This window comes from Nocardia sp. NPDC059154, from assembly GCF_042755705.1.
Taxonomy (GTDB): domain Bacteria; phylum Actinomycetota; class Actinomycetes; order Mycobacteriales; family Mycobacteriaceae; genus Nocardia.
On sequence record NZ_JBHZCS010000147.1, the window covers coordinates 1 to 954 of the forward strand.

Consider the following 954-nt stretch of genomic DNA (forward strand, 5'->3'; position numbering starts at 1 on the left):
CCGGATACGGCCCGCCGTGCTGCTGCGCGTAGGTCACCGACAGGCCGGTGGGCCAGCTGTTCCACAACACCCGGCCCGCCGCGCCCGCCGCCTCGGCGAGCAGGGCGCGAGCGGTGCCGTCGGCCTGGTCGCCGAAGACCGAGACCGTCAGCTGCCCGCTCACCGCGCGGGCCAGCTCGAGCAGTTCGGCGGTCTCCCGATAGGTCACCACCAGTGCTGCGGGGCCGAACATCTCGTGTATCAGCGTTTCCGGATCGGCGAGCACGTCCTGGGCAGTGGTGGTCAGCAGCAGGGTGCGCCCCGCCGCGCCGCCGCTCAGGATCCGCACCCGCGGGTGCGTGCGCAATTGTTCGACGGCCCCGACGAATCCGGCCTCGATCGCGGCATTGAGCATGTCACCGGTCGGCTCGGGTGCCGACCGGGCCAGTTCGGCGAGCAGCGGCGACCCGTCCGGGACGGCGATGATCCCCGGCTTGGTGCACAGCTGCCCGGCACTGGCCGACAGCGTGCCCAGCAGTCCGGCGGCGATCTCGGCGGCCCGTGATCCCGCGGCCGAAGCGGTGACGAAAACTGGATTGACGGAACCCAATTCACCGTAGAAGGGAATCGGCACCGGTCGCGCGGCGGCGATGTCGAACAGTGCGCGCCCGCCCCGGGTGGAGCCGGTGAACGCGGCCGCGGTGACGGCGGTGTGGGTCAGCACTCGCACGCCCGCGTCGACACCGAACACCAGGCCGAAAGTTCCGCTCGGAGCCTGGTTTTCGGCCAGCGCCTCGGTGACGATCGCGGCGACCGCGCGTGACAGCAATGGATGGCCCGGGCTGGCCTTGACGATGACCGGGCACCCGGCGGCCAGTGCGGCGGCCGTATCGCCACCCGCGACGGAGAAGGCGAAGGGGAAGTTGCTCGCCGCGAAATTGACGACCGGGCCGAGCGGAATGTTCATCCGGCGCA

The 954-nt window shown here is 71.4% G+C and carries 1 protein-coding gene; it reads right to left on the minus strand.

Features of this window, described 5'->3' with window-relative positions; translation table 11 throughout:
• Positions 1–946: aldehyde dehydrogenase family protein (locus tag ACFXN1_RS50635; protein WP_379464117.1), on the minus strand; the 946-nt coding region annotated here is incomplete at its 3' end.
• Between the last annotated feature and the right edge of the window lie 8 nt (positions 947–954).